Genomic DNA, 23863 nt, shown 5'->3' with positions numbered 1-23863 from the left:
GGGCCGGGACCGGAACGGGGCGGTTCGCACGTGACAGGGTGGGGCCGGTTGACGGTTCGCGCGTGCCCGGCGTCATCAGGACACGCAAGGCGTGCCTTTCCAGCTTGGATAGGGCATGGTTGCGCCAGCCACGGGTTTAGCGGACGGATGATGGGTGTGCGGGGACAGGGCGCGGGATACGAGGGGATGGGCTGCCGCCTGCGGGCGGTGCTGGCCGTCCTGCTGTTCCTTGCGCTCGCGTCGCTGGCGCCTGCGGCGGCCCGCGCGGACACGGTGACGGTGAACGGCCCGGACCTGTCCCTTGGCGGCCATCTGGAGTTGCTGGAGGACAAGGGGCGGGACCTGACCCTGGCCGACGTCACGTCGGGCCCAGCGGCCACCCGCTTCACCCCGGCCACCCGCGATACGCCCGGTTTCGCCCGCACCCATTCCGCCTATTGGGCGCGCATCACTCTGGACAACCCGACCGATGGCACGATCGACCGGCTGCTGGTCTTCGCTTATCCCTATTACCGCAGCCTGGATCTCTACGTGTTCTCTGGCGATGGGCTGCTCCCGGCCGCGCAGCGGCACGTGGCCGAGGGGGCGGCGGCGCGGGGCACTGACATTCCCCACCGCTACCCCGTCTTCGCCCTGGCTCTGCTGCCGGGGCGCACGGTGCTGTACATGCGGGTGGAGCACTACTTCGCCTCCTTCGCGCTCTACCTGCGCAGCAGCGACGCCCAAGCCCAGGTGGACCGCCGCGACATCCTGCTGCACGGCCTGACCTTCGGCGTCCTCATCATCGCCGCCGCCTATCAGTTCGCCCTGGTGGTGATGGCGGGGGTGGAGGTGGGGGTGACCCTGCTGTTCTACGCCCTGATCACCCTGGCCTACATCTACGGCCAGCTGGGCTATCCCTGGGAGCACCTGCCGGCCGATCTGGCCAGCCATTATTATCGCGAGGTGGTTGGCACCCTGCCCGTGGCCGTGGGCCAGATCTTCGCCGTGCAGTTTCTGAACCTGAGGCGGCGGCAACCCTGGATCGCCCGGCTGCTGCTGCTGTCCACCGGCCTGTTGGTTTTGGACACGCCCCTGCATTACCTGGATCCAGCGCGGGGCTCCGGCATCGCGCAGGCGCTGGCGCTGCTGGGCTCGGCCCTGACGCTGACGGCGGCGGTGCGCGACCTGCGGCGTTCCGTCAACGCCCGCTTCTTCCTGCTGGGCTTCCTGCCCATCGTGGGTGTGGCGGTCGTTTGGTCGCTACGCGCCAGCGGCGTCCTGCCGGCCGCCATCTGGACCGAGGCGGCGCTTTACGCCCCCAACGCCATCGGCCTGGTGCTGCTGACCTTCGGCGTCGCCTACCGCATCGGCAAGGAGCGGGAGGAGCGCGAGCGGGCGCTGGAGGCCAGCGAGGCCGCCCTGCGCCGCGCCAATGACGAGCTGGAGGACCGCGTGCGCACCCGCACGGCGGAACTGAGCGACAGCCTGGAAAAGCTGAAGCGGTCGCAGGATGCGCTGGTGCAGGCGGAAAAGCTGGCCTCGTTGGGCCAGCTGGTGGCCGGCGTGGCGCATGAGATCAACACCCCCATCGGCGTGACCCTGACCACCGCCTCCCATGTTTCCGAGCGGGTCACTGCCATCGATCACCTGGTGCGCGACGGCCGCCTGCGCCGCAGCGACCTGACCGATTTCATGGGCGACCTGGCGGAATCCTCCCGCCTCATGCTGTCCAACATCGGCCGCGCCGCCAGCCTGATCCAGAGCTTCAAGCAGGTATCTGCCGACCAGAGCTCAGAGGAGCGGCGGCGGGTGGAGCTGTGTGCCTACATGGAGGAGGTGGTGTCCAGCCTGGGCCCCAACCTGCGCCGCAGCGGGCACACGGCGGAGGTCATCTGCCATGGCCCGGTGGAACTGGAGACCTATCCAGGCCTGCTGGCCCAGGTGCTGACCAACTTCGTCTCCAACTCCATCCTTCATGCCTATGAGCCGGGCGTGCGCGGCCGCATCACCATCACCGCCCGCCGCCTGCCACCGGGGGAGGGCCCGGGGGCCCAGGGGGACGGGCACGAGCGGGACGGACACGCCGGCGGGGCGGAGGTGGTGTACCAGGACGACGGCCGGGGCATCCCGGCGGCCATCCTGCCGCGCATCTTCGACCCCTTCTTCACCACGCGGCGCGGGGCGGGCGGCACGGGCCTGGGCCTCAACATCGTCTACAACCTGGTGACCCACCGCCTGAAGGGCACGGTCACGGCGGCCAGCGAGGCCGGTGCCGGCACCCGCTTCACCCTGATCCTGCCCGATCTGCGGGGCCGCGATCTGGAGATCGACGACCTGACCGCCCGCGGGAATGCCCGCGGGGATGAGAGGGCGGCGGACGCCGCGGGCCGACCCCATACACCGGATACCCTGGTGGCGACGGGGTTGGCGCGCTAAGCTGGGGCGTCTGATCCGTTACAGGGACATCGCCCCCATGCGCATGAAGAAGGAGGTCAACCACGGCGCCCTGCTGCGTGAGCTGGCGGGATCGCTGTCGTCCACGGTGACCTCTTTCGAGCAGATGTCCGGCCGCCCCGCCCAGTCCTTCCCGGACTACAAGAAGGCGCGCGCCGTCTATCACGAGATCCAGGCCATGATCTTCACCATCGGCGACAAGGCCGAGAGCCGTCCCAACGACGCGCCGCGTGAACTGAAGTCCTGGCTCATCCGTATGCGCCTGCGGTCCATCGCCGCCTTCACCCGCGTCAGCCTGGCCTTCTTCCGCAATCCGCCGCAGCTGCTGGTCCACGCGCTGGGCGCCTATGAGATCCTGCAGCATGAGCGCGAGGCCTTCACCAAGGTGCTGGCCGACTACGACATGATGCTGTTCGAGGCCGGCATCGACGACAAGACGGCGGACGAACTGGACCGCGTGCGCGTGAACATGGAAGAGGTGGTGGAGCGGCTGGAGAACCTGCTGAAGACGGCGCCGCCGCAACTGACCGTCTTTTAAAACGACTTTTTATTGGGCAAGCGAAAGACACCGGGGGAAGGCCAAGGGGAAGCGATTGCCGCGACCGGCTGTTGTCGCGGCCGCATCGGTCAAAAAATTTCATGAGGAGCGGCGGACGAAACCCCGCCTTAAGCCTTGATCTCACCTGGCAATTGCTTTCTTGTCGCACCTAACGGCCGTGCTGTGGCCGCGGGTCCCTGGGGCATCGGGAATGGGGGCCCGGCAACACGCCTCGTCACAAGAGGCTAAGGGAGATGTGCCCATGGAACATGTGAAAAAGCCCTGGTACTCGGTCCTCTACTTCCAAGTCATCATCGCCATCATCCTGGGCATCATCGTCGGCAGCATCTGGCCCAGCTTCGGCGCCTCGCTGAAGCCGCTGGGCGACGGGTTCATCAAGCTGGTCAAGATGATGATCGCGCCGGTCATCTTCTGCACCGTGGTCAGCGGCATCTCCGCCATGACCGACATGAAGAAGGTCGGCCGCGTGGGCGGCAAGGCCCTGATCTATTTCGAGGTCATCTCCACCTTCGCGCTGGTCATCGGCCTGCTGGTGGGCGAGGTGGTGCGGCCGGGCACCGGCATGAACGTCGACCCCCACACCCTGGACGCCAAGGCGGTGTCGACCTATGTCGACAAGGCCGCCAAGGACACCGTGGCCGACCACATCCTGGGTATCATCCCCGACACCTATCTGGGTGCGCTGGGCGGCGGCGACCTGCTGCAGGTCCTGCTGATCGCCATCCTGACCGGGTTCGCCATCGCCCACCTGGGCGACTACGGCAAGCCGGCCACGGTGGTCATCGAGCGCATGTCGAAGATCTTCTTCCGCATCATCCACATGGTGGTGCGCCTGGCCCCCATCGGTGCCTTCGGCGCCATGGCTTTCACCATCGGCAAGTACGGCATCGCCGCCCTGATCAACCTGGGCATGCTGATCGGCAGCTTCTACCTGACCAGCCTGCTGTTCGTGCTGGTGGTGCTGGGCGTCGTCGGTTGGATCTGCGGCTTCTCCATCCTGCGCTTCATCAACTACATCAAGGCCGAGCTGCTGATCGTCCTGGGCACCTCCTCATCCGAGACGGTGCTGCCCCAGATGATGGAGAAGATGGAACGCCTGGGCTGCGCCCGCCCCGTGGTGGGCCTGGTGATCCCGTCGGGCTACAGCTTCAACCTGGACGGCACCAACATCTACATGACCCTGGCTACGCTGTTCCTGGCCCAGGCGACCAACACCCACCTGACCTTCGGGCATCTGGTCACCATCCTGCTGGTGGCCATGCTGACGTCCAAGGGCGCCAGCGGCGTCACCGGCGCCGGCTTCATCACCCTGGCGGCCACGCTGGCCGTGGTGCCGGACATTCCCATCGCCTCGCTGACCCTGCTCATCGGCATCGACCGCTTCATGAGCGAATGCCGCGCCCTGACCAACCTGGTGGGCAATGGCGTGGCCACCATCGCCGTCAGCAAGTGGGAAAAGGAGCTGGATACCGAGGTCCTGCACCGGGAACTGGCGAACGGACCCAGCGCCGCCTGAGCCTTGGAATTCGGCCGGCCCGACTTCAACCAGGCCGATAGCAAGACAGCATGCCATGAAACGCGACAGGCCCCGGATCGACCGATCCGGGGCCTGTTCGCTTATCGGGGACGCCTCAATTGCGCACGCAGCTTTCCGTGCCAGTGTTCCCGCCCTTGTAGGCGTCTTCGTAATAGAACTTGTCGAAGCGCACCTTGCCATCCTTGGTCCGGCTCACTTTGGCGATGCCGGTGCCATAGTCCTGGGTGGCCGGGTCCTCGTGCGCGAAGGTGATGGCCAGGGCGTCACCGTCGGCGGTGGCGACACCGCGATAGGTGCCATAGTTGGGCACCTCCATCCTGAAATGATAGCCGGCCCGTTTCCCGTGGGATTGTGCCCTGTCCATCTCCAGCGTCACGGTGGAGGTGTAGGCGCCCTCGTGCCCATCCACGCCGGTGCAGGCGTAGGTGCCACTGAGGTCGCGGCCGGTGAAGGGGGCGGATGTCGTTTGCGCGACGGCTGTGGACGCGATGGCGATGAATAGAGCGGCCAATAATGCCGCCGGGCGTGCCCGCATGTCTTTAGTCCCCCTCAGAAATCCTTGAGAGGGCGTTGTCTCACGCGGTTGAACGCGGGAACAAGCCCGTCCTTAGACCCATTGGGGGAGGGGAGGGCTTCACGCCCCCGCCCTTACGCCCACTGACGGACGCGGCCGGTATCGACGTGGACGAAGTTGGACTTGGGATAATAGCCGACGCCGCCCTGCTTCAGCTCCACCGCCACCTGGCGGATGCGGGCCAGGGGCTTGCTGGCCAGGTCCAGGTCGATGGCCTTGCCTTCCATGTGCATGCTGTGGCTGGCCACCCCTTCGGAGTTGGCCGCCAGCATGGCGTTGGTCTTGGGGCAACGATAGCCGCAGATGACCTGGATGGTCTCGTTGGTGTGCAGGCGGTGCTGCATCTGGAACATCAGGTCCAGCAGCTTGGGGTCCATGGCGATGGTCTGGTTGGTCCGCCAGTCGCGCAGGATGGAATTCACGTCGTGCAGGGCGGTCGGCAGGTACTTGCCGTCAGCCCAGTAGGTGACCTTCAGCTTCTCGCCGGTGTGCAGATGGTTGAAGGCCAGAACGCGGCGGTTGTCCGACAGGGGGCGGGTGGCGGCGCGGGCGTTGGACCAGTCGCCATGCATCAGATTGCCGTGGGCGGCGCTGTGGCCGTGGCTGGCACCGCCGTGGTGCTTGGTGGCGGCCTTGGCCAGCGCCGGCAGGGGGCTGGCGACACCACCCACCAGGGCAGCGCCGGTGGCTAGCTTGGCGAAGCCCGCCAGCAGGCCACGCCGGGTGGGGGCTGGGGCGGAAGAGGCAACCAGGGACGCGTCAGAGGCACTGGGGGCGTCGCAGGCAATAGTAAGCAAACGCGCCGCGGCGTGCCGTTCGTCCATTCCGGATGTCCCCATCTGTCTTGCCATAGCCCCGCGTCACCAGCAGGGCAGGGCTGCAGTCTGTGACAACGGGGTGTGAATAAGCAAGCCCCAAATGAGGCAAAAATTTGATGAACGTATGACCGCTACCGTGCGGCGGCCTGGGCGTCCGCCTTTGCAACCGCTTCCGAAACGGTCACAATTGGGCAAGCGGCCTCCATCCGTCAGCGCGCCGGGTTGGCATTCGCCGGCACGGGGGTGGCGGCTGGCGCCGGCGCCTTGACCGGTGCCGGTGTAGCGCCCGTGCGTGCGCCTTGGACCGAAGGCTTTGGAGTCTCAGCCGCTTTCGGCGCGTCGCCCGACGCGGCCGGCACCGTGTTCGGCGCGGCGTTGGGCGCGCTCCCAGGCGTGGGGGCGGCCGCCGGCACCGCGGCGGGCACCACCGGTTTGCGCGGCCGGGGACCATTCAGGGCGGCCAGCACGCGGGCGTCGCGACCATAGACGTCGGTGCGGAAGTCGATGCCGCCGTCCGGGTCGGTCACCGTGGTGATGTAGGTGATGTGCACCGGCAGGGGATTCTTCAGGCGAATCGTCTGGTGCTTCAGGCTGTCGCCGCCGATCTCGGCCCGCAGCTTCTCCTCCGGCCAGCCGGGGGTGTCGGTCAGGGCCAGGATGGCCAGCGCCAGATTGGGCGGGTCCTGCACCCGGATGCAGCCGTGGCTGAAGGACCGCACCGCCCGCTCGAACAGCCGCTTGGACGGCGTGTCGTGCAGGTAGATGTCGAACTTGTTGGGGAACATGAACTTGATGCGGCCCAGCGAATTGTCGTTGCCCGCGTCCTGCCGCACCCGCCAATGGAAGTTGCGCTCCGTCACGGTCGCCCAGTTGATGCTGCTGGGGTCCACCGGCACGGCGTTGGACGTCCAGTCCGACAGCAGCGTGTAGTGGTTCTTGACGACGTAGCTGTGGTCCTTCTTCTGCTTGGGCAGAATCTCTTCCTTGGCGATCTTGGTCGGCACGTACCAGTAGGGGTTCAACTCCATATAGCTCATGTTGCCGATGAACACGGGCGTGCGGGTGAAGGGCGCGCCCACCACCACGCGCATGGTCAGCTGCACGTCCATGCCGCGCATCAGCGACAGGGTGTAGTCGGCCAGGTTGACCACCAGGTAGGGCTGGTCCGCCGGCTCCCGCTCCCACCGCCAGCGTTCCATGTTGACGATGATCTGGTTGATGCGCTGATCCACCGTGGCGTTCAGTTCCACCAGGGTGCGCTTGCCGATGGCGCCGTCCGGCTCCTGCCCCTGGCGGCGCTGGAATTCCTTCACGGCCGTGGCCAGGGCGTCGTCGTACAGCTCCGGATTGGTGCCCTTGGGCAGCGGAACGGGCAGGGGTTTGGCCTCACCCGTGGCCACCAGGCGGGCGCGCAGGGCCGGCACGCGCGGGTCGATCATGCCGGGCTTCAGCGCATCGCTGGTCTTTTCCGGCTTGGGCGCGGGCGCCGTGGGGTTGGCGGGATCGGCCGGCGGTGGCGGGGCCGGGGGCGCCTTGGGCGCCGGCGGGATGGTGGGCCAGCCGCCGGCGGCCTTCATCTGGCGATAGTGGGCCAGCGCGGCCTTCAGCGCGGCGTATTCCGGGCGGTGCGGCGCGAGGCCGGTCAGCAGGGCGCCCAGATCCGTGGCGGAGGCGACGCCACCCAGGAACTGCGCCCGGTCGAAGGGCGGCCGGTCGATGACCAGTTCCGGGTCGGCCAGGGTGGGGATGATGCGGCCCACCGACACGTCGCTGGCATAATGCACCAGGCCCAGGGTCAGGTTGGTTTCGAACGCGGCCTGCGCCTCGGGACTGTCCAGATGGGCCTGCTGCGCCGTCAGGCTGGCGGGGGCATAGTCGTTGGGGTTCAACCCATCCTCGTCGGCATGGCCCAGGACGGTCAGGACGGTGCGGGCGGCGGCGTTGGCCTCGCCGTGCTCCACCCACAGGGGCTTCAGTCCCCGGCCCCGGTAGAACCGCGCCAGCACGGTCTGGTCGCTGTCGTCCGGCGTCGCCTCACCCTGCGCTACCGGGAAGCGGTCCTTCATGAGGTCCGCGAGGTCGCGCGCCTGGGCGCCTCCCTGGACGCCCAAAGGAAGCAGGAACAGTACGGTGGCCAGTAGCGCGGCGGTGGAGGCGTTGCGGCGCCGCATCCCGGTCCGCGCCCCATTCCGATCATTCGGGGCGACAGCCCCCATCGACAACCCCATGCAAACCCCGCCTGGCTCACGCCCTTGGACCCCCGGGACGTCCCGGGGGAAACCCATATCAACGACGGCAAGGGTGCCCCCCTATGCAGCCGCATCTCGACCTGACAACGATAACAGCCGCATCGTTCGATCGGTTGCGGACTATGCCAGCAGTTAGCGGCAAGAAAAGGGCGAAACCGTTCCATGCGGCGCGGGGCGCCCTTGACACCCACCGGCCGTTGCAAAAACGCCATGCCCCACACCGGTTTCTCGGGCGGGGCATGAACAGGGTGTAAATAAATGAGGCGATTGACCCTTTAGGCCAGCCCCTTCTCCACGAACGTCGCCAGGCGGCGGCCGAAAGCCACCGGATCCGGCAGCGGCTCGCCCTCCAGGATTCGCGCCTGGTCCAGCAGCAGCCAGGCCGCATCCGCCAGGGCTTCACCCTGGGCGCCGCCGGCGCCATTGGCCTTGGCCAGGTCCGCCAGGCGGCGGATCAAAGGGTGGGTGGGGTTGACTTCCAGGATGCGCTTGGATGTCTCATCCAGGCGCCGGTGGGCCTTCAGCATGCGCTCCAGGTGGATGTCCATGTCGCCCTCGTCCGCCACCAGGCAGACGGCGCTTTCGCGCAGGCGTTCGGAGGTGCGCACGTCCTTGACCGCGTCGCCCAGGGTCAGCTTGGCCAGCGCCACCAGATCGGCCACGCTGTCCTCCGGCGCCTTCGGCGTCTCGTCGTTCTTGTCCTCGGCCGTGACGTTGGCCAGGTCGGCGCCGCCGCGGGTGACGGACTTGAAGGCGTGGTCCTTGTACTGGGTGACGGACTGCAGCCAGAACTCGTCCACCGCGTCGGTCAGGAACAGCACTTCCACACCCTTGGCGCGGAAGCCTTCCAGGTGCGGGCTGCGAGCCAGCGCCGCCTTGTCCTCGCCGGTGATGTAGTAGATGGCGTCCTGGCCCGGCTTCATGCGGCCGACATAGTCTTCCAGGCTGACCAGCTCATCGCCGTGGGTGCCCCCATGGGTACTGTATGCGCGCAGCAGCTTCAGCAGGGTGTCGCGCTGCTCCCGCTCCTCATACAGGCCTTCCTTGAGCACGGCGCCGAAGTTCTCCCAGAAACGCGCATAGTCCGCCTTGGAGTCGGCGTCGTCGGCCTTGCGGGCCAGGTCACCCAGCACGCGCTTGGCGATGCCGGTGCGCATCTTGGCCAGCATGGGGTTGTGCTGCAGCATCTCGCGGCTGACGTTCAGCGGCAGGTCCTCGCTGTCCACCACGCCGCGCAGGAAGCGCAGATAGGCCGGGATCAGGCCTTCCGGACCCTCGGTGATGAAGACGCGGCGGACGTACAGCTTCACCCGGTGCTTGCGCTCCGGCTCGAACAGGTCGAAGGGCTTGGCCTCGGGGATGAACAGCAGGTTGGTGTATTCCAGCACGCCTTCCGCCCGCCAATGCAGGGTCAGCCAGGGATCGTCGAAGGCGTGGCCGACGTGATGGTAGAATTCCTTGTACTGCTCGGCCGTGATCTCGCTCTTGGGCCGGGTCCACAGGGCGGAGGCGGCGTTGGCCGGCTTCTCGTCGTCGCCCACCAGCACGGGGATGCTGATGTGGTCGCTGTACTTCTTGACGATGCTCTGCAGGCGGTAGGTCTGCAGGTAGTCGTCCTCGCCGTCGCGCAGGTGCAGCACGATGCGGCTGCCGCGCGCCGGGGCGTCGTCGCTCTCGCCCACGGTGAACGAGCCCTTGCCGTCCGAGGTCCAGCGCCAGCCCTGGCTTTCACCGGCCTTGCGCGAGTAGACCTCGACCTCGCCCGCCACCATGAAGGCGGAATAGAAGCCCACGCCGAACTGGCCGATCAGCGACACGTCCTTTTCGCCGTCCTTCTTGGCCTCGGCCTTCTGGGACAGGGCGGCCATGAAGTTGGCGGTGCCGGAGCGGGCGATGGTGCCCAGGTTTTCCACCAGGTCGTCCCGGTTCATGCCGATGCCGTTGTCGGCGATGGTCAGGGTGCGGGCGGCCGTGTCCGGCGTCAGGGTGATGCGGAAGTTGGCGTCCCCGGCCGTCAGTTCCGGCTGGGTCAGGGAGGCGTAGCGCAGCTTGTCGCAGGCGTCCGAGGCGTTGGAGATCAGCTCCCGCAGGAAGACCTCCTTTTCCGAATAGAGCGAATGCGCGACGATGTCCAGCAGCCGGGAAACTTCGGCCTGGAAGCTGAGTTTTTCCTCACTCATGGGCGTGTTCCGTCCTTCTTTCTGGGCGGCCCTGTCGTGGCGCCGCCGACGTGGTGAACCTGGCTCCGACGCGCCGCCCATGGATGGGCCGGCCGTCGCGCCCCGATATGAGGGGCGGGCGCGACGGACGCAAGCCCCTCCGTTGGGGCAGGGCCTGATTCCGGCATGACCGCTACGAGGCCAGCGTGTACGGGGGCAGGGTGATGGCATGGTTCGGAAAGTCTGGCGACGGCGGCGCGGCGGTGGACCTGGCGGCCCGCCGGGATGAGCGCGAGGCCCTGGTGGCAACCATCGCCCGGCGCATGCGGGCGGACCGGCCCCTGGGCCTGCCGGCCTTGAGCCCGCGCGTGGCCGCCGCCCTGATGGCCACGCCGCGTGAACTGTTCACCCCGGCGGACCAGGCCCCTTACGCTTATCAGGACCAAGTGCTGCCCCTGGCGGCGGGCCAGACCCTGTCCCAGCCCTCCCTGGTGGCGCTGATGACGGAACTGCTGGACGTCCACCCGGGCGACCGGGTGCTGGAGGTCGGCGTAGGCTCCGGCTACCAGACCGCGCTGCTGGCCCACCTGGGCGCCACGGTCTTCGGGCTGGAGGTCATCGCCGATCTGGCGCAGGCGGCGGAGCGGCGGCTGGCGGCCCTGGGGATCAGGAACGTCACCTTGCGCATCGGCGACGGCCATGGCGGCTGGCCGGACGCGGCCCCCTTCGACGCCATCCTGGCCGCCTGCGCCGCGCCTGCCGTGCCCCCGGCCCTGGTGGAGCAACTGCGGCCGGGCGGGCGCCTGCTGCTGCCGGTGGGGCCGGCAGGAAGGGCGCAGCAGCTGTGCCTGGTGGAAAAGGGACGGGACGGCCGGGTGCGAGAACAGCCACTGCTGGCGGTCGCCTTCGTTCCCATGGTTGAGGGTTAGGGCGCGACGCGCAGGCGGCGCAGGCCGCCGAAGCCAGGCACATCTTGGATGTGCCCCGCAACCTGGGGCGGTTTTCAGGGAAGCTTGGCCAGTCCGGTCATCAGCAGGGTGACGTCGCTGCCGTTCAGCTTCACATGGCCGTCGGGGCGGAAATCCAGGCTGAAGCGGCGGCTCTGGCTTTCGGGTGCGCCCATGGACTGCAGGGCGAAAAAGCCCAGCATGGCGCCGTTGCCCACGCCGTTGGCCGGCAGGTGGTCCAGGCCGCGCATCAGCAGCGACAGGGTGCCGGTCAGGCCGCGCGGGTTGGCGGCGTCGAACACCAGGGCCGCGTTGCCCACCAGGGCCGCGTCGGGCGCCTGGAAGTCCAGCTTGTCGATGGTCAGATGGCTGCCGGCCTGGCCCAGGGCGGTCAGGGTGCGGTCCTTGATGGCGCGGTTGCGGTGCTTGGCGTCGGGCGGCAGGGTATTCCAGTCAGCCTCCGCCAGGGTGCGGGCCGGCAGGTCGGTGATCTTCAGGTGCAGGTCGCCCTTTTCCGGGATGGGGTCGGCCTGGCCGTTGACGGCCGGCTTGACCAGGCCACGGTGGCTGTAGTCCAGCGACAGCACGCCATGGTCGCCGTCCATGTTGTCGGCGGTGACGGTGGCGTTCAGGGTCTTCAGGGAATAGGGATGGCCCTCGTCGTCGTGGCTGGCATAGCCGTCCAGGCTGAGGGTGCCCTTCATGCGCGACAGCACGGCGCCAGCGGGGCCGGGATCCGTGCCGCCGCCCACACGCAGCAGGGCGCCCTGGGCCATGTTGAAGTCCGTGACGTCGATGGCCAGCAGGCCGCGCAGCAGCCGGGTTTCCTCCGCACCTTCCGGCGTCCTGGTGTCCAGTTTGTTCACTTCCATCCGCAGCGGGCCGCTCCACCGCCCGCGCGCCTCGTCCTCCGGCATGAAGCGCACAGCCAGGGCGTCCATGGATACGGCGCCGTGGCCGGGGCGGGGGATGAAACGGATGTCGCCCGCCTTGGCGTCCAGCAGGTCGACCGTCTGGAAATCGGGGGTCCAGCGGGCATGCAGGCTCTGGCTGCCCAGGCGCACCTCGCCGATGCGCATGCCCTGGCCGTCGAACACGCCCATGGGGCTGGGCAGGGCGCCGGTGGCGTCCCAGTGGCCGTCGGCCGTGGGGGTGACCGCCAGCACCAGGGTGCCGAGGTCCAGCACGCTGTCGTCGCCCAGGTGCAGCTGGGCGCCGGGCAGGCTCAGGCGGTAATGATCCCCCTCGCGCGTGGCGCTGGCGTGGCCGTTCAGGGTCAGGCGCAGGCTGCCGTCCTTGTGCGGGTTGGCGGGCTTGGTCAGCTGCTGTTCGGCCAGCCGGGCCAGCTTGTCGGCACCTTCCTGCGTCACGGGTGCGGCCAGGGCGGAGGTGCCCAGCAGCAGGGGGATCAGCGACAAAGCGGCGAGACGGGGGCGGACGGGCATGGACGGGCCTTCAGGGGAACGGTGTTGCGCCTAGGTGATACGGGAGTATTGACCGGAATCAAGCGGCGTGCCTGTCGGGCCGGTACCCTATATAAGGATGGCCCCGCATTATGTCCGCATTGGGGGCGGGGTTTTTCCAGGGCCACTTGGCCGCGGCCAGACGGGGGTCCACTAACGGGGGGTCCACTGACGGGGTCCACCTCGGAACCGCCGTCCTCGGGCGCGGTTCATGCGAGTGGCCCTCAAACACGCCGTCTTGTTTTTGGGGGCCGCCGCCCCAACACTGAGTGTCATGAGCGACCGTCCCCGCCCCTCTCCAGCCTCCGCCCTGCCCGCTCAGCGGCGGGCCGCCGACGGCGTGGGCGCCTTGCCGGGCGGGCGGGTGGTGGCGGTGCTGGGGCCGACCAACACCGGCAAGACCTACCTGGCCATGGAACGCATGTTGGCCCACGCCAGCGGCATGATGGGCTTCCCGCTGCGCCTGCTGGCGCGGGAGAACTACGACAAGGTGGTCAGGGCCAAGGGGGCGGGCCAGGTGGCCCTGGTGACGGGGGAAGAAAAGATCATCCCCCCCGGCGCCCGCTATTGGATCTGCACCGTCGAATCCATGCCGCTGGACCATGTGGCCCAGTTCCTGGCGGTGGACGAGATCCAGCTGGCCGCCGATCCCGAGCGTGGACACATCTTCACCGACCGCCTGCTGCACGCGCGCGGGACGGAGGAGACGATGTTCCTCGGCTCCGACACCATCAAGCCGCTGCTGCAGAAGCTGATCCCCAAGGCGGAGTTCGTGTCGCGGCCCCGCTTCTCCAGCCTGACCTACAGCGGGCACAAGAAGCTGACCAAGCTGCCGCCCCGGGCTGCCGTGGTGGCCTTCTCCGCCGCCGACGTCTACGGCCTGGCGGAGCTGCTGCGCCGCACGCGCGGCGGCACGGCCGTGGTGCTGGGCGCCCTCAGTCCCCGTACCCGCAACGCCCAGGTGCAGCTCTATCAGGAAGGGGCGGTGGATTACCTGGTGGCGACCGACGCCATCGGCATGGGCCTGAACATGGATGTCGACCATGTGGCCTTCGCCCGCCTGTCCAAGTTCGACGGCCAGCAGCCGCGCCGCCTGCGCGCGCCGGAGGTGGCGCAGATCGCCGGCCGCGCCGGCCGGCACCTGACCGACGGCACTTTCGGCACGACGGATGAGGCGCCGCCGCTGGATCCCGAGCTGATCGACGCGGTGGAGAACCATAAGTTCGAGACGTTGAAGATCCTGATGTGGCGCAACGTCGACCTGGACTTCCGCAGCCCCCAGGCCCTGCTGCGCGCGCTGGAGGAACGGCCGCCGTCGCCCGTGCTGATCCGCGCGCGGGAGGCGGACGACCATCTGGCCTTGCAGGCGCTGGCGCAGGACGCCGACCTCATGCGCCTGGCCAACAACCCCCTGGCTGTGCGCCTGCTGTGGGAGGTCTGCCAGATTCCGGACTTCCGCAAGGTGCTGTCCGACGCCCACACCCGCCTCCTGTCCCAGATCTTCAAGTATCTGCGCGACGGGCCGGCCGGCACGCTGCCGCTGGATTGGGTGGCGGCCCAGGTGGCCCGCCTGGACCGGGGGGAGGGCGACATCGACACCCTGGTGTCGCGCATCGCCCATATACGCACCTGGACCTACATCTCCCACCGCCCCGGCTGGCTGGACGATGCCGTCCATTGGCAGGAGCGCACCCGCGCCATCGAGGACCGGCTGTCCGACGCCCTGCATGAGCGCCTGACCCAGCGCTTTGTCGACAAGCGCTCGGCTGGCCTGGTGAAGCGCCTGGCCGACGGGCGCGACCTGATGGGGGCGGTGGACCGCGACGGCCGCGTGCTGGTGGAGGGCCACCCGGTGGGCCGGCTGCACGGCGTGGCCTTCCAATTGGATGCCGACGTGCCGGCGGCCGACGCCAAGGCCATCACCACCGCCGCCCGCCGCGCCCTGGGCGACGTCATCAATCAGCGGGTGCGCGCGCTGGAGGCGGCACCCGACGCCGCCATCACTCTGGACGGCGGTGGCGAGCTCAGCTGGGATGGCGCCGTCATCGGTGTGCTGGCGCCGGGGCCCACGCCGCTGGCTCCCCTGGTGCGCCTGGTGGGCGACGATTTCCTGCAGACCGGCCAGCGCGAACCGGTGCGGGCCCGCCTGACCCGCTGGGTGGAGGCACACGTGGCCCGGGTGCTGGCGCCTCTCACCGCGCTGGCCGCCGCGGCGCGGGGTGGGGAGCTTTCCGGCGCCGGCCGGGGCATCGCCTTCCAGGTGGCGGAGGCGCTGGGCGGCCTGCCGCGCGCGGCGCTGGAACCGCTGATCGCCACCCTGACGAAGGAGGACCGGCGGCGCCTGGCGGCCCTGGGCTTGCGCCTGGGCTTCAGCCAGGTGTTCCTGACGGCGCTGACGCGGCCCGCGGCGGTGGCCTTGCGCGGGCTGCTGTGGTCGGTGGCGCACGGCACGCCCGTGGCCGTGCCGCCACCCGGGCGCGTGACCCTGGTCGTCGGCGACCTGCCGCCGCATTTCCTGGCCGCCATCGGCTACGTCCCCCTAGGATCTCGCGCCATGCGCATCGACATGGTGGACCGGCTGGAGAAATCGCTGGCCGGCCGGGCCAAGGCCGGGCCGCTGGTCGCCGTGGACGATCTGGTGCTGAGCCTGGGCGTGCCCCGGGCGGAGGTGCCGTCCCTGATGTCCGCGCTGGGCTACCGTCTGGGGCAACCCAAGGCGGAGGGGGAGCCGGCGCCCTGGCTGCGACGGCGGCCCAAGCCCAGCCCGGCGCCCGCTGCGGCTCTCGGGGTGACTCCTGCGGCGCCCTCCGCAGCGGTCAAGCCCGGTAGGAAGGCGGCGCCCACACCCCAGCCGGTGCCGCCTGGTGACCATCCTTTCAGCATTCTGCGGACCTTGGTGGAGGTGCCCTGATGGGGGGCGTGGCGGTGATGGCAAAGGCGGCGGCGCGACATGGCTAAGGGAAACGGGAGGGGCGCCGGCCCGGATGACGAGGATGCCGCCGACCTGGCCGAAGGCCGGCTGCGGCTGGACAAATGGCTGTGGTACGCCCGCTTCCTGAAGTCGCGCAGCCTGGCCGCCAAGCTGTGTGGTTCCGGCGCCATCCGCTGCGGTGGTACCCCCATCACCAAGGCGCACCACACCGTGCGGCCGGGCGACGTGTTGACCTTTCCCCTCGGCAACCATATCCGCGTCATCAAGGTGCTGGCGCTGGGCACCCGACGCGGCCCGGCACCGGAGGCCCAGGCGCTGTATGAGGACCTGGCGCCGCCCACGCCGGAGTCGCGCCTGCCCAAGGCCCTGTAAGATTTAGGCGAACTGGTTCTATCCATACCGGCTTCCGCCTTCTACGCTGTCGGTCAATAAGTGCCGCCCAGGGGGCGCGGCGCGCAAGGATTGGGGCCGGTTATGAAGGTTTGGGGACAAGGAACGGGGGCGGCGGTAGCCGTGGGGATTTTGGGCGCGGCGCTGGGGGCCTGCTTGGTCCCGGTGGCGACGCACGCCGCGGCGTTCGACCCGGTGGCGGCGACGCAGGCCTATCTGGACACGGTGCCCGCCGACGCGCGGGCCAAGTCGAACACCTATTTCGAGGGCGGCTATTGGCTGCAGCTGTGGCGCTTCCTGGTGTCGTTGGCCGTGGCGGCCATATTCCTGGCCGGCGGCTTGGCGCGGCGCCTGCGGGATCGGCTGGCCGGCCTGGGCCGCTTCGCCACGCCGGTGTTCTTCATCGCCTACACCGTCATCGACTATGTCCTCAGCCTGCCCTACGTCGCGTATGCGGACTGGTACCGTGAGCGGCAGTACGGACTGATGAACCAGACCTTTGGCGACTGGTTCGGCGACCAGATGATCCAGCTGGCCATTTCCAGCCTGATAGGCGCCCTGGTCGTCTGGGTGCTCTACGCCATCGTCCGCCGCCTGGGGCGCAGCTGGTGGATATGGGCCAGCGTCTTCGGCGTGGTGGTGCTGGTTCTCATGATCGTGGTGACCCCGGTCTTCGTGGCGCCGCTGTTCAACAAATACGAACCGATGAAGCCGGGCCCGGTGCGCGAGGCCCTGCTGTCCATGGCGCGGTCCAATGAAGTGCCCGCCACCGACGTCTATGAGTTCAACGCCTCTCGCCAGTCCAACAAGATCAGCGCCAATGTCAGCGGCCTGTTCGGCACCACCCGCATCTCCCTGACCGACACGCTGCTGCAGCGCTGCACCCTGGCGGAGATCAAGGCGGTGATGGGGCATGAGATGGGGCATTACGTCCTGAATCACGTCTTTGTCCTTCTGCTTTACCTCTCCCTCCTGGTCTGCTTCGGCTATCTGGTCGTGGACCGTGTCTTCGGCCGGCTGACGCGCGGCGGGCGCTGGGGCATCACCGGCCTGGGCGACGTGGCGGGCCTGCCCTTGGTCGTCATCCTGTTCACCGCATACTTCTTCGTGCTGACGCCCGTGCTCAACACCATCATCCGCACGCAGGAAGCGGAGGCCGACGCCTTCGGCCTGAACCTGTCGCGTGAGCCGGACGGCTTCGCCACCGTGGCGCTGAAGCTGGCCGAATACCGCAAGCTGCAGCCGGGCGCATGGGAGGAGATCGTGTTCTACGACCATCCCTCGGGCTACAACCGCATCCTGCGCGCCATGCGCTGGAAGGCGGAGAACCTGCCGGCGGCGGCCGAGCCCACCGCGCCCGATCAGGCCCCGGCGGAGCCCAAGCCGTGACCGGCGCCTCTTCGCTCCCGGACTCCCCCTTGGCCGATCTGCTGGCCCATGCCCTGACGTATCCCGAGGCGTGGGAGGATCACCCTTGGGGGGAGACGGTGGTGAAGGTGCGGCAGAAGATCTTCGTCTTCCTGGGCCGGGACGGGGCGGCCGGCTGCCACGTGACGGTGAAGCTGCCCCGCTCCGGCCCCTTCGCGCTGGATATGGCCAACTGTGCGCCCACGGGATATGGCCTGGGGCGTGCGGGTTGGATCACCGCCACATTCGGCGCGGGCGATGACGTGCCGCTGGACCTGCTGCAGGCCTGGATCAAGGAAAGCTACCAGGCCGTGGCGCCCAAGAAGCTGGCGGCGCGGCTTGATGATCGCGCTCCGGTCTAACCCTTGCCCTCCAGCAGGTCGCGGCGGGCGACCAGACCCCGGCCGACGACGTCGAAGAAGGCGCGGACGCGCGCCGTATTGCGCAGATCCCGATGCGTGATCAGCCACAGCTCGCGCGTCAGCGCGCCCTCGGGACCCGCAACGCGTACCAGGTCCGCTTCCGGGTCCCCCAGGTAGCAGGGCAGAAGGGCCAGCCCGATCCCGGCCTTCACCGCCATCATTTGGTTGATGAGGCTGCTGGAGCGATAGACGATGGCGGCCCCCGGCACCATGTCGGTCAGCCAGGTCGCGGCGGCGGCGGTGGCGGCCGTGTCCCAGCCGATGAAGCTGTGCCCCGCGAAGCCCGGCGCCACGGGGGTGGGCTTGCCGGCCAGATAGGCCGGACTGGCGTACAAGGCCCAGGCGGTGTCCGCGAGGCGCCGGCCGAACAGATCGCCTTCGGCCGGCCGGGTGGCGCGGATGGCGATGTCCGCTTCCCGGCGCAGCAGGTCCAGTTGCCGGTTGTCGACTAGCAGTTCGATCGAAATCCCGTCGTGTCGGGCGCGGAACTCGACCAGCAGGTCGTTCAGCAGCCGGTAGGCCAGGCTTTCCGAGCAGGTGATCCTGAGGTTCCCGGACAGGCGGGCGTCCCGCCCGGTGATGTCCCGGTCCAGCGCCAGGGCTTCCTCTTCCATGCGTTCAGCCGCCAGCAGCATGCGCTCCCCCGCGTCCGTCGGGCGGTAGGTGCCGGCGCTGCGCTCGAACAACTGGACCTGGAACGTCGCCTCAAGGGTGTTCAGCCAGCGGAAGATGGTCGAATGGTCGTGCCCCAGCGTCTTGGCAGCGCCCTTCAGCGATCCCGTCCGGCTGATCGCCAGGATCAACCGGAAGCTGTTCCAGTCCATGTGGCTTGTTCCTGTGCAAGGCTTCACGCCCAAATTCGCCCGATCTTTGCGCCAGTGCAAAATAGGGTGCCTGAGGCGGCCCTGACAACGCTGATGGATTTGCACCAGCGCAAGCGCGCCTTGCCAAAGGCCAAGCCGGCTTGGCGCCGGCGAAAGCCTATGGTGCCCGCCGCTGACCTGAGCCGCTGACCTGAAAGGAACCATGCCCCATGTTCAAGATGTACGGCTTCTGGCGCTCGGCCGCCGCCTTCCGTGTGCGTGCGGCGCTGAATCTCAAGGGCCTGGCGGTCGAGGAGACGATGATCGATCTCGATGCCGGGGAGCAGAACGCGCCGGCCTTCCTGGCCGTCAATCCGGCGGCGGCCGTGCCTGCGCTGTTCGTGGATGGCGGGCCGCCGCTGACCCAATCGCTGGCCATCCTGGAATATCTGGAGGAGCTGTATCCCGAACCGCCGCTACTGCCCGCCGGTGCGCGTGACAGGGCCCGGGTCCGGGCGCTGGCGCTCAGCTTCGCGGCCGACCATCACCCCTTGATCGTCCCGCGGGTGCGGCGCCATCTGGCCGCCGCCTTCGGTGTGGGGCACACCGATTGGGTGCGCCACTGGTTTCGCGAAGGGCTGGCGCAAGGGGAAGCCCGCCTGGCCGGTGATCCCGCCGTCGGCCGCTTCTGCCATGGCGACAGCCCCACGATCGCGGACCTGTGCCTCATGAGCCACGTGACCGGTGCCCAGGGCTTCCAGATCCTCCCGGCCGACTATCCGACCATCGACCGGATTTTCAACGCCTGCATGGAGATCGACGCGTTCGCCAGGGCGGCGCCGCTGCGCCAGCCCGGGGCGCCGCGCTAAGCCTCGATCACCGTGACGGTGTCGCCCGGCCGGATCGTCCCGCCCTCGATGACGCGGGCGTAGACGCCGCAATTGACGTGGCCGTAGCCGTTCATCAGCGATTTCAGCACGGGCATGTCGCGCTCGCCCGTCACCGGGTTGACCTCGGTGGCGGCGCAGCGGCGAATGTTCTTGAACACCTCCAACAGGGTTTCGCCCACGCGCAGGCGCTTGCCCACCCATTGCGCCTCCGCCCAGGGGGCGAGATCCGAGAGCAGCAGGTTGCCGCGGAAGCGGCGCGGATCCACCGGCGCCTGGGTCACCCGCTCCAGATCTTTGCAACTGGCCAAGTTGATCAGCGATACCGCCTTTTCTTCGATGTCGCTGAACATGTGGCCTGGCGCCTCGATCACCTTGTAGGGCGGCGGCACGGCCGCGTCCTTCATGTAGGCGGCCAGGAATTGCTCAATCAGCAGGCGGCCGGTGGGGGTGTCGATGCGCCCCTTGGCCACCTGCCTGCCGTTGCGCAGCAGCACCAGCGTGCAGCTGGCGGCGTCATAACGCGCGTCCAGCGTGGCCAGCCGCTCATCCCGCATCAGGGCCAGGAAGTTGCTCTTGGGCCGCCAGGCGGGGCTGACCACGTCGAAGGTGGTGGCGCCGTGGGTGATGGCGAAGCGCCGGTCCTGCGGCATGCCTTGGCCAGGGGTCAGCGTCACCGCCTCCAGGGTCTGGGCGGACAACCCCTTGACGGGGAAATAATGCAGGATGGAAACGGTCGTCATCATGGGGCCAGTCTAAGGGATCGCCCCCGCCGCTTGTCAACGAACGGTCGGGGACAGGTTGACGACAATTAGATGTAGGGCGGGGTAGATGTAGGAACGGGCGTGTGACCGGGCTTGCGGCTGGCGGGCTCAGGCCCCATATCGCTGGTGCATCCTTCGGATCGCACAATTGTCGTGGATCATGGCTGGAACGGGCTGCCTGGCGGACGCTCTGGCTGACACTAGGAGCTTTTTGCGATGGACTTCGAGAAGTTCACTGAGCGCAGCCGTGGCTTCGTGCAGGCGGCGCAGACGCTGGCGCTACGCGGCGGCCACCAGACCCTCAACCCTGAACACCTGCTGAAGGTGCTGCTGGACGACAGCGAAGGCCTGGCGGCCAACCTGCTGCGCTCATCCGGCGCCGATCCCGCCCGCGCCCTGTCGGGCGTGGAGGTGGCGCTGGCCAAGGTGCCGGTGGTGTCCGGCCCCGGCGCCGGGCAGATCAGCCTCAGCCGTGAGCTGGCCAAGGTGTTCGACAGCGCTCTGCAGCTGGCCCAGAAGGCGGGAGACAGCTTCGTGACGGCGGAGCGCCTGCTGCTGGCCCTGACCATGGCCGAGGGCACGACGGCCGCCAAGGTGCTGGCCGAGGCCGGCGCCAAGCCGCAGGCCCTGAACCAGGCGATCAACGCCCTGCGCAAGGGCCGCACCGCCGACAGCGCGTCGGCGGAACAAAGCTATGATGCGCTCAAGAAATACGCCCGCGACCTGACCCAGGCGGCGCGCGACGGCAAGCTCGACCCCGTCATCGGGCGCGATGAGGAAATCCGCCGCACCATCCAGGTGCTGGCCCGCCGCACCAAGAACAACCCCGTCCTGATCGGCGAGCCCGGCGTGGGCAAGACCGCCATTGTGGAAGGGTTGGCCCTGCGCATCGTCAACGGCGACGTGCCGGAAGGCCTGAAGAACAAGCGCCTGATGGCGCTGGATCTGGCTGGCCTGGTGGCGGGCGCCAAGTTCCGGGGCGAATTCGAGGAACGGCTGAAGGCCGTGCTGCAGGAAATCCAGTCGGCGGCGGGCGAGGTCATCGTCTTCGTCGATGAGCTGCACACCCTGGTGGGGGCCGGCAAGGCCGACGGTGCCATGGACGCCTCCAACATGCTGAAGCCGGCGCTGGCGCGCGGCGAGCTGCATTGCGTCGGTGCCACGACGCTGGACGAATACCGCAAGTACATCGAGAAGGACGCGGCCCTGGCCCGGCGTTTCCAGCCCGTTTTCGTGGCCGAGCCGACGGTGGAGGATACCATCTCCATCCTGCGCGGCCTGAAGGAGAAGTACGAGCTGCACCATGGCGTGCGCATCACCGACGGCGCCATCGTGGCCGCCGCCACCCTGTCCAACCGCTACATCACCGACCGCTTCCTGCCCGACAAGGCCATCGACCTGGTGGATGAGGCGGCCAGCCGGCTGCGCATGGTGGTGGACAGCAAGCCCGAGCAGATCGACGAGCTGGACCGCCAGATCATCCGCCTGAAGATCGAGCGCGAGGCGCTGAAGCGGGAGACCGACCAGGGCTCCAAGGACCGGCTGGTCAAGCTGGAGGCCGAACTGGCCGAGCTGGAGGAGCAGTCGGGCAACCTCACCGCCCAGTGGCAGGCGGAGAAGGATACCCTGTCCAGCGCCCAGAAGCTGAAGGAACAGCTGGAACAGGCCCGGGCGGAGCTGGAGAACGCCCAGCGTACCGGCAACTGGGCGCGGGCGGGCGAGCTGACCTACGGCGTCATCCCGGAGACGGAGCGCCGCCTGCGCGAGGCGGAGGAGGCGGGCGGCAACCGCATGCTGAACGAGGAGGTGCGCGACGGCGACATCGCCGCCGTGGTCAGCCGCTGGACCGGCATTCCCGTCGACAAGATGCTGACGGGCGAGCGGGAAAAGCTGCTGCGCATGGAGGAGAAGCTGCACAGCCGTGTGGTGGGACAGGACGAGGCGGTGGTGGCCGTGTCCAACGCCGTGCGCCGTGCCCGCGCCGGCCTGCAGGACCCCAACCGCCCCATCGGCAGCTTCCTGTTCCTGGGGCCCACGGGCGTGGGCAAGACGGAACTGACCAAGGCCCTGGCCGAATTCCTGTTCGATGACGAGACGGCCATGGTCCGCCTCGACATGTCGGAATACATGGAGAAGCACTCCGTCGCCCGCATGATCGGCGCCCCTCCGGGCTATGTCGGTTATGAGGAGGGTGGGGCCCTGACCGAGGCGGTGCGCCGCCGGCCCTACCAGGTCGTGCTGTTCGATGAGGTGGAAAAGGCCCACCCTGACGTGTTCAACGTGCTGCTGCAGGTGCTGGACGACGGCCGCCTGACCGATGGCCAGGGCCGCACGGTGGACTTCCGCAACACGCTGATCATCATGACCTCCAACCTGGGGTCCGAGGCCTTGGCCGCGCTGGCCGACGGGGCGGACGCGGCGGCGGTGGCCACGGCGCACGCCCATGTGCTGGAGGTGGTGCGCGGCTCCTTCCGGCCAGAGTTCCTGAACCGGCTGGATGAGATCCTGATCTTCAACCGTCTGTCGCGGCCGCACATGGCCGGCATCGTCAACATCCAGCTGGGCCGCCTGCGGCGCATGCTGGCGGAGCGCAACATGACGCTGGAGCTGGACGACGCGGCCCTGCGCTGGCTGGCCGACGCCGGCTATGACCCGGCCTACGGCGCCCGGCCCCTGAAGCGGGTGATTCAGCGGGAACTGCAGAATCCCTTGGCCACCCGCATCCTGGAAGGCCGCATCAACGATGGGGAGACCATCACCGTCTCCGCCGGGCCGGAGGGCCTGGTCCTGAACGGTGAGGCCATCAAGGTGCCGCCGGCCGGCGAAAGCCTCTGGGGCCAGCCGCCCACTGTGCATTGAAGGGCATTGTTCTGAGCGCTGACAGGCGAAGGGCCGGTCCCCAGGGGGACCGGCCCTGAACTTTGTGGGTCGGGACGTCTATGCTCAGTGCCGCTTCACGGCGGCCTGGACCACATGACCGGTGCCGGGCTTGGCGGCGACCAGGGTACTGCCGCTGCCGCCCTGCAGATCGCGGAAGGCGTCCTGGTCCTCGGCGACGATGGCCTGGAACTGCTTCAGGTCCTTCCCGTCCAGCTTGCGGCCGGCTTCGATCTTGGCCTCCTTGCTGTCGGGATTGATCTGCTGGTTGCCGCGCAGCACTTCGAAGTGTAGGTGCGGGCCGGTGGCGCGACCGGTGGCGCCGACATAGCCGATGACGTCGCCCTGGGCCACGCGCATGCCGGCGCGCAAGTTCTTGGCGATGCGGCTCATGTGGCCGTAGGCGGTTTCCATCTGGTTGCCATGGCGCAGCTTGACGTAGTTGCCATAGCTGCTGAAGGGCCCCGCCTGCTCCACCACGCCGTCGCCGGCGGCGTAGATGGGGGTGCCCACGGGGGCGCCGAAGTCCTTGCCCTTGTGCATCTTGCTGTAGCCCAGCACCGGGTGCATGCGCATCCCATAGCCGGAGGTGACGCGGGCACCGTCGATGGGGGTGCGCAGGATGGCGCGGCGGATGCT

General features: G+C 68.5%; 18 protein-coding genes (1 of these 18 only partly in view). 10 read left to right on the top strand and 8 right to left on the bottom strand.

Going from position 1 to position 23863, the window contains the following annotated elements:
- Positions 1-186: 186 nt before the first annotated feature.
- The 3 genes from Y958_RS12175 (at position 187) to Y958_RS12165 (ending at position 4511) form a co-directional block, all read left to right on the top strand.
- Complete coding sequence (locus tag Y958_RS12175; protein ID WP_186291175.1) at positions 187-2418, top strand: sensor histidine kinase; 2232 nt, start codon at positions 187-189, stop codon at positions 2416-2418.
- Positions 2419-2455: 37 nt separating this feature from the next.
- A complete protein-coding gene (locus Y958_RS12170) occupies positions 2456-2974 on the top strand; it encodes a hypothetical protein (RefSeq protein WP_004273874.1) in 519 nt (172 codons plus the stop codon).
- A gap of 262 nt (positions 2975-3236) precedes the next feature.
- Complete coding sequence (locus Y958_RS12165; protein WP_088872188.1) at positions 3237-4511, top strand: dicarboxylate/amino acid:cation symporter; 1275 nt, start codon at positions 3237-3239, stop codon at positions 4509-4511.
- A 115-nt stretch (positions 4512-4626) separates the two neighbouring features.
- Here Y958_RS12165 and Y958_RS12160 read toward each other — a convergent pair whose 3' ends face one another.
- The 4 genes from Y958_RS12160 to htpG all read right to left on the bottom strand — a co-directional run bounded on the left by Y958_RS12160 (position 4627) and on the right by htpG (position 10353).
- Positions 4627-5067, bottom strand: a complete 441-nt coding sequence (locus Y958_RS12160; protein WP_244909286.1) for a hypothetical protein — start codon at positions 5065-5067, stop codon at positions 4627-4629.
- 113 nt (positions 5068-5180) lie between these two features.
- Positions 5181-5930, bottom strand: coding sequence for a peptidoglycan L,D-endopeptidase MepK (gene mepK, locus Y958_RS12155; RefSeq protein ID WP_244909285.1), 750 nt, complete (start codon positions 5928-5930; stop codon positions 5181-5183).
- A gap of 203 nt (positions 5931-6133) precedes the next feature.
- Positions 6134-8095 carry a L,D-transpeptidase family protein gene (locus Y958_RS12150; protein WP_145960795.1) on the bottom strand — a complete coding sequence of 654 codons (1962 nt, stop codon included), beginning with the start codon at positions 8093-8095 and terminating at the stop codon, positions 6134-6136.
- 353 nt (positions 8096-8448) lie between these two features.
- Positions 8449-10353, bottom strand: coding sequence for a molecular chaperone HtpG (gene htpG / locus Y958_RS12145; RefSeq protein ID WP_088872185.1), 1905 nt, complete (start codon positions 10351-10353; stop codon positions 8449-8451).
- Positions 10354-10556: 203 nt separating this feature from the next.
- Between htpG and Y958_RS12140 the strand changes: the two genes are divergently transcribed.
- Entirely contained in the window at positions 10557-11261 is a 705-nt protein-coding gene (locus Y958_RS12140; RefSeq protein ID WP_211098495.1) for a protein-L-isoaspartate(D-aspartate) O-methyltransferase, read from the top strand.
- Positions 11262-11335: 74 nt separating this feature from the next.
- On the opposite strand, the gene Y958_RS12135 is transcribed toward Y958_RS12140, so the two are convergent.
- Entirely contained in the window at positions 11336-12724 is a 1389-nt protein-coding gene (locus tag Y958_RS12135) for a hypothetical protein (RefSeq protein ID WP_088872184.1), read from the bottom strand.
- Between the two features lie 292 nt (positions 12725-13016).
- Between Y958_RS12135 and Y958_RS12130 the strand changes: the two genes are divergently transcribed.
- From Y958_RS12130 to Y958_RS12115, 4 genes are all read left to right on the top strand, one after another.
- On the top strand, positions 13017-15653 hold the full coding sequence (locus tag Y958_RS12130; RefSeq protein WP_244909284.1) for a helicase-related protein: 2637 nt from the start codon (positions 13017-13019) through the stop codon (positions 15651-15653).
- A gap of 39 nt (positions 15654-15692) precedes the next feature.
- Positions 15693-16046, top strand: coding sequence for an RNA-binding S4 domain-containing protein (locus Y958_RS12125; RefSeq protein ID WP_088872183.1), 354 nt, complete (start codon positions 15693-15695; stop codon positions 16044-16046).
- A 141-nt stretch (positions 16047-16187) separates the two neighbouring features.
- Entirely contained in the window at positions 16188-17453 is a 1266-nt protein-coding gene (locus Y958_RS12120; protein ID WP_088872182.1) for a M48 family metallopeptidase, read from the top strand.
- The gene (locus Y958_RS12115) at positions 17450-17833 is read left to right on the top strand and encodes an MmcQ/YjbR family DNA-binding protein (protein ID WP_186291329.1); all 384 of its coding nucleotides are present in this window, start codon (positions 17450-17452) and stop codon (positions 17831-17833) included. The genes Y958_RS12120 and Y958_RS12115 overlap by 4 nt, the downstream gene beginning before the upstream one ends.
- Here the strand turns inward: Y958_RS12115 and Y958_RS12110 are convergent.
- Complete coding sequence (locus Y958_RS12110) at positions 17830-18717, bottom strand: LysR family transcriptional regulator (protein ID WP_088872180.1); 888 nt, start codon at positions 18715-18717, stop codon at positions 17830-17832. The two genes, Y958_RS12115 and Y958_RS12110, sit on opposite strands and share 4 nt — an antisense overlap.
- Before the next feature lie 209 nt (positions 18718-18926).
- Here Y958_RS12110 and maiA point away from each other — a divergent pair, with 209 nt between their 5' ends.
- Positions 18927-19565, top strand: coding sequence for a maleylacetoacetate isomerase (gene maiA, locus Y958_RS12105; protein WP_088872179.1), 639 nt, complete (start codon positions 18927-18929; stop codon positions 19563-19565).
- Here maiA and Y958_RS12100 read toward each other — a convergent pair.
- Positions 19562-20329: an MOSC domain-containing protein gene (locus Y958_RS12100; protein WP_088872178.1), complete on the bottom strand. Its 768-nt coding sequence runs from the start codon at positions 20327-20329 to the stop codon at positions 19562-19564. The genes maiA and Y958_RS12100 overlap by 4 nt on opposite strands.
- Positions 20330-20563: 234 nt before the next feature.
- On the opposite strand from Y958_RS12100, the gene clpB reads away from it, so the two are divergent.
- Positions 20564-23206: an ATP-dependent chaperone ClpB gene (gene clpB / locus Y958_RS12095; RefSeq protein ID WP_088872177.1), complete on the top strand. Its 2643-nt coding sequence runs from the start codon at positions 20564-20566 to the stop codon at positions 23204-23206.
- Positions 23207-23290: 84 nt separating this feature from the next.
- On the opposite strand, the gene Y958_RS12090 is transcribed toward clpB, so the two are convergent.
- Positions 23291-23863, bottom strand: partial view of a peptidoglycan DD-metalloendopeptidase family protein gene (locus Y958_RS12090; RefSeq protein ID WP_088872176.1) — the end only. 855 nt of this gene lie beyond the right edge of the window; only the last 573 of its 1428 coding nucleotides appear in the window; its start codon lies off the right edge, out of view — the gene reads right to left on this strand; the stop codon is at positions 23291-23293.

The sequence above is a fragment of the Nitrospirillum viridazoti CBAmc genome (assembly GCF_000730165.1).
Lineage (GTDB): Bacteria > Pseudomonadota > Alphaproteobacteria > Azospirillales > Azospirillaceae > Nitrospirillum > Nitrospirillum viridazoti.
Note: the sequence above shows the minus strand (reverse complement) of the source record. Positions and strands in the feature narration are given on the sequence as shown.

Coding starts and splice junctions, on each gene's coding strand:
- Y958_RS12125 (WP_088872183.1), top strand. CDS start 15,693: ATGGCTAAGGGAAACGGGAGGGGCGCCGGCCCGGATGACGAGGATGCC.
- mepK (WP_244909285.1), bottom strand. CDS start 5,930: ATGGACGAACGGCACGCCGCGGCGCGTTTGCTTACTATTGCCTGCGAC.
- Y958_RS12175 (WP_186291175.1), top strand. CDS start 187: ATGGGCTGCCGCCTGCGGGCGGTGCTGGCCGTCCTGCTGTTCCTTGCG.
- htpG (WP_088872185.1), bottom strand. CDS start 10,353: ATGAGTGAGGAAAAACTCAGCTTCCAGGCCGAAGTTTCCCGGCTGCTG.
- Y958_RS12170 (WP_004273874.1), top strand. CDS start 2,456: ATGCGCATGAAGAAGGAGGTCAACCACGGCGCCCTGCTGCGTGAGCTG.
- Y958_RS12100 (WP_088872178.1), bottom strand. CDS start 20,329: ATGATGACGACCGTTTCCATCCTGCATTATTTCCCCGTCAAGGGGTTG.
- Y958_RS12135 (WP_088872184.1), bottom strand. CDS start 12,724: ATGCCCGTCCGCCCCCGTCTCGCCGCTTTGTCGCTGATCCCCCTGCTG.
- Y958_RS12165 (WP_088872188.1), top strand. CDS start 3,237: ATGGAACATGTGAAAAAGCCCTGGTACTCGGTCCTCTACTTCCAAGTC.
- Y958_RS12130 (WP_244909284.1), top strand. CDS start 13,017: ATGAGCGACCGTCCCCGCCCCTCTCCAGCCTCCGCCCTGCCCGCTCAG.
- clpB (WP_088872177.1), top strand. CDS start 20,564: ATGGACTTCGAGAAGTTCACTGAGCGCAGCCGTGGCTTCGTGCAGGCG.
- Y958_RS12160 (WP_244909286.1), bottom strand. CDS start 5,067: ATGCGGGCACGCCCGGCGGCATTATTGGCCGCTCTATTCATCGCCATC.
- Y958_RS12140 (WP_211098495.1), top strand. CDS start 10,557: ATGGCATGGTTCGGAAAGTCTGGCGACGGCGGCGCGGCGGTGGACCTG.
- maiA (WP_088872179.1), top strand. CDS start 18,927: ATGTTCAAGATGTACGGCTTCTGGCGCTCGGCCGCCGCCTTCCGTGTG.
- Y958_RS12110 (WP_088872180.1), bottom strand. CDS start 18,717: ATGGACTGGAACAGCTTCCGGTTGATCCTGGCGATCAGCCGGACGGGA.
- Y958_RS12150 (WP_145960795.1), bottom strand. CDS start 8,095: ATGCGGCGCCGCAACGCCTCCACCGCCGCGCTACTGGCCACCGTACTG.